The 4072-nt window shown below is 70.4% G+C and carries 4 protein-coding genes and 1 pseudogene; 1 reads left to right on the forward strand and 4 read right to left on the reverse strand.

Going from position 1 to position 4072, the window contains the following annotated elements; genetic code table 11:
• Positions 1-288 (forward strand): annotated as a pseudogene (locus CCN51_RS35635) (MFS transporter); the annotation flags it as partial.
• A 42-nt stretch (positions 289-330) separates the two neighbouring features.
• Here the strand turns inward: CCN51_RS35635 and CCN51_RS35640 are convergent.
• From CCN51_RS35640 to CCN51_RS35655, 4 genes are all read right to left on the reverse strand, one after another.
• Positions 331-1383, reverse strand: a complete 1053-nt coding sequence (locus CCN51_RS35640) for an ABC transporter substrate-binding protein (RefSeq protein ID WP_106436429.1) — start codon at positions 1381-1383, stop codon at positions 331-333.
• Between the two features lie 31 nt (positions 1384-1414).
• Positions 1415-1948, reverse strand: a complete 534-nt coding sequence (locus CCN51_RS58220) for an ABC transporter permease (RefSeq protein WP_405385167.1) — start codon at positions 1946-1948, stop codon at positions 1415-1417.
• Positions 1949-2493: 545 nt separating this feature from the next.
• On the reverse strand, positions 2494-3318 hold the full coding sequence (locus CCN51_RS35650; RefSeq protein ID WP_014179295.1) for a helix-turn-helix transcriptional regulator: 825 nt from the start codon (positions 3316-3318) through the stop codon (positions 2494-2496).
• Between the two features lie 55 nt (positions 3319-3373).
• Positions 3374-4072: helix-turn-helix transcriptional regulator (locus CCN51_RS35655; RefSeq protein WP_086860533.1), on the reverse strand; the 699-nt coding region annotated here is incomplete at its 5' end.

The raw sequence follows: 4072 nt of genomic DNA on the forward strand, positions 1-4072 counted from the left end.
CAGAACGACGCGGGCGAGCTGATGTATTCCTCGGCGTTCTATCCGCTGCTGCTGCGCTGGTCCGGGGAGACGGCCGTGGGCCGGGCGAGCGCCCTGGCGTCGCTGGCGTGGAACCTCGGCACGGCTTCCGGGCCGCCGATCGGGCTGTTCGTGATCGTGCACGCCTCGGCGACGGGCAGCTGGGTCGCGCTCGCGGTCGGCGCGGTCGCGGCGTTCGCGGTGGCGGGCGCGCTGCACCACCGGGCGGCGCAAGACGGGACAGCGGACGGCCGGGCGGCGGGCGGATGAGCTCCCGCCGCCCGGCCGGGTGAGGCAGGCTTCGACCAGCGACTACGACTTGGGCAGATAGTCGTTGGAGTACGCGTCTTCCGGCGTGACCGCCTTCTCCAGCAGGCCCTGGTCGTACATGAAGTCGGCCATCCGGCTCCAGCTCTGCGCATCGTTGGCGCCCAGCTCGCCCGCGTCGTTCTGCATCATGGGCGTGGTGGCCTTGAGCACCGCGAGCGCGTTCTTCTGCCGCTTCTCGTCCTTCTTGAGCCCGGGAACGTACTTCTCGCTGATCTTGACGGTGTCCTCGGGTTTGTCGATGGCGTACTGCAGACCGCGCAGGGTGGCGTCGACGAACTTCTTCATCTCGTCGCCGCGCTTGTCCAGCGTCTTTTCCTTGACGCCGATTCCCACCCCGACCAGCGGATCGCCCTCGGCGCCCCCGTCGAGCGTCAGGGAGCGGACCTCCTGGCCGGCCTCCTGGAAGGCAATGGCGTCATTGTTGAGGTAGCCCATCACGCCTTCGACCTTTTTGCCGGTCAGCGCCGCCTGCTGGGTGAAGCCGATGTTCTTCACCTTGGCGTCCTTGGGGGAGAGCCCTGCCTCTTTCAACAAGGCCAGCAGACCGAAATAGGTCTCGCCGTAGGGACCGGGGGTGCCGATCGTACGGCCCTTCAGGTCCGTGGGCTTCTTGATGTCGGAATCCTTGGGGACGATCAGGCCCACCGGGTATTTCTGATAAAAGGTGGCGATGTCCACGATGGGGAGATTCTGGGAGCGGGCCTGAAGCATCTCGTCCCCGCCCGCGTAGGTGACATCCTCCACGCCCGACTTCAGGGCTCCGAAGAGAAGCTCGGACGCACCGTGGTGGCGCAGCCTGACATTCAGCCCGGCGTCCTTGTAGTACCCCTTCTCGGCCGCCACGTAGAACGGGGCGAACTGGATGTTGGGCGTGTACGTCAGCCCGACCGTGATCTTGTCTCCGCTCTTGCCCCCCGCGTCCTTCGGCTTCTCGGCGCATGAGGTCAGGGTGGCCGCTGCCACCACCGACGCGAGAGCCGCCCCCGTGACCTGGTGTCTCAGGGCGTGCCTGGTGGACGTCCTTACCAAACGCACGTACTTCTCCTCAATGAGTGGAAGATGTCAGTCAGCGCTGTACGAGCCGCTCGACCAGGCGAATGACGCCATAAAAGCCGGCGGCGAGAAGTGCGAGCATGACGAGCGTCGAGAACAACCCAATGGTGTCGGCCTCCTGTCGCTGGACCGAGAGGAGCTGTCCCAGCCCCTCGCCGCCCATGACGAACTCGCCGACCACCGCACCGGTGATGGACAGGGTGAAGCCGTTGCGCACCCCCGCGAGAATGCTGGGCAGCGCGAGCGGCAGCTCGATGTACCACAGCATCCCCCACCACCCCACGCCGTCCACGCGCGCGGCCCCCATCACATCGGGGTCCAGCGAGCGCAAGCCCAGCACGGTGTTCACCAGGATGGGGAAGAAGACCAGCAGCGCACACAGCACGGCGATGGGCAGCAGCCCGTAGCCGAGCCACAGCGCGAGCAGCGGGGCCAGAGCCACTGCGGGCACCGCCTGCGAAGCGGCCACATACGGCTGGAGGGCCGAGGCCGCGAGGTCGCTGCGCGCGATGAGATAGCCGAGCGGCAGGGCGACCCCGAGCCCCATGCCGCTGCCTGCCAGCGCCTCCCACACCGTCTCCTTGGTGTAGTCGCGCAGATCGCCGTGCAGCAACTCGTCGACGAAATATTTCGCCAGGTCGTAGGGCGCCGGAAGGTAGAACGTGTCCACGGCGCCGGTACGGATGGCGAGATCCCACACGATGAGCACGGCCAGCCCGAATACAAGCGGCGGGAGCACCCCGCGGGATGCGGATCCCGCCGCGCTCCTGCGAACTCGGCGGCCATGCGTCCCCTTGGGGCTTTGACTTCCGCGACCCGCGTGCGCTGCCTTTCCGCTGTTCTTGCCGGACTTTCGTACCTGTCCGGGCCGGGGTGAATGCGACGGTTCCGTCCCCGGTCCGCCACTTGCGCCCGCCGTGGCGGTCGCACCCCTTCCGCGCCCTTGCGTCATCCCCAAATCCCCTTGTATTACCGGCTGTTGCCAGATCTCCCGGCACGCCCGCGTGCAACCTATCGCCAGCCCGCTCAGGATCACAATGTGGTGGGGAACAAGGAAATCGCTCCGTTTCATCCACCGGTTCATCCGCCGGTTCATCCGCCGGTGGAGAATCGGTCGAGGATGCCGAGCTCACAGGCGCGCACCCCGGCCTGAAAACGGGAGTTCACCTCGAGTAACTCCAGGATTCCGGTGACGTAGCGGCGGTAGGTGCGCACCGAGATCGCCAGCTCCCGGGCCGCCGCCTCGTCCGTGACCCCGTCCCCCAGCCGCCGCAGCACCCGCCGCACCATCTCGGTGCGGGCGCGGTTGCCGAAGTCGAGCGGGCGGGCGGCGGGCGCGGCGGAGCGCCAGATGTTGCCGAACATGGCGTGCAGGGCGGCGACCACGGCCGGGTCCTGGACGAGGGACGCCTGCCGCCCGTCGGCGGAGTCCGCGCACACCAGGGCGGTCCGGCCATCGGCGATCACGGCCGTGGGCAGCGCCACCGCCGCGATCCGGATCTGCGGCGGGCGGGCCCCGAGGCCGCCGCCCGGCCCGAGCGCGGGGCCGGGGTCGGCCGGCGGCCGGGTGCGCAGCACCCGTACGTCAATGGCGTCGCCGAGGCCCGAGACCAGGGTGTGCAGGGCCGCCTGGTCGGCCGCGGGCCGGGCCGTGGGCTCCGGGAAGGCCGCGTCCACGCTGTGCACGGCCTGGCCGACGACCTGTTCGGCGGCGGCGAGAAAGGCCGCGTCGGCCGCCCCCACCTCGGTGAACAGCTCGCTTCTGGCCTGCCGGGCCCGGTGTTCGTGAACGGTGGAGTGCAAGAGGGTGCGTACCTCTTGCAGGGTGCGGTCGAGGGCGTCCTCTACCGCACCGGCCGGCTCGGTGATCCGGTCCGGCATCCGGTCCGTGATCCGTTCCGTCATCTGGTCCGTCATCGTCTGGTCATCGCTTCGTCGTCCCGCCTCGTGACATGGTCAGGTCTCGAGTGCTTCAGGGGCGGCTTGGCAAAAGCCCCGTCTCCACCGCCCGTACCCCCGCCTGGAACCGGGAATGCGCCCCCAGCTCGCGCATGATCTCCGCGACGTAACGGCGGTAGGTGCGCAGCGACACCTTGAGGTCGCGGGCGGCCACCTCGTCGGTGACCCCGGCCCGCAGACACTCCAGGATCCGCAGCGCGGTGTCGGCGCACAGCCGTCCGGGCGGGCGCGGGGGCTCGACGAGCGCCGCCGCGTTCCCCCATGCCCCGGCGAACATCAGGTCCAGGGCCTGCACCGTGGCCGCGTCCTCCACGAGCGAGACCGGCGGCACGGCCCGCTCCGGCCCGGGCTCGGGGTCGAGTCCCGGCCCCGGCTCCGGCCTCATCTCCGGCCGTACGTAGCCGATCCGGCCGTCGACGAGCAGGGCCTCGGGTAACGCGCCGTCGGCCGTCCGCGCCTCGCAGCGCGGGTCGGTGCGCGCCAGCGCGGGTATCCGCGGGCCGGCCAGGGCGTCCGGCAGGCACAGCAGCCGGACGGCGACGCCCTCGCGGCCGGGGCGGGGCGGGCGGGCGAGGGCCGCGCAGACGGCGTCCTCCTGCTCCGGGTCGCCGGACAGCACGACGGCCACGGTCCGCTCGGCTCCGGCGATGAGCCGGTCGGCGGCCTCGGCGGCCGACGGCCGGCCGGGCCCGGCCCGCACCCACGACTGGCG

It is taken from the genome of Streptomyces milbemycinicus (assembly GCF_002154605.1).
GTDB classification, from domain to species: Bacteria; Actinomycetota; Actinomycetes; order Streptomycetales; family Streptomycetaceae; genus Streptomyces; species Streptomyces milbemycinicus.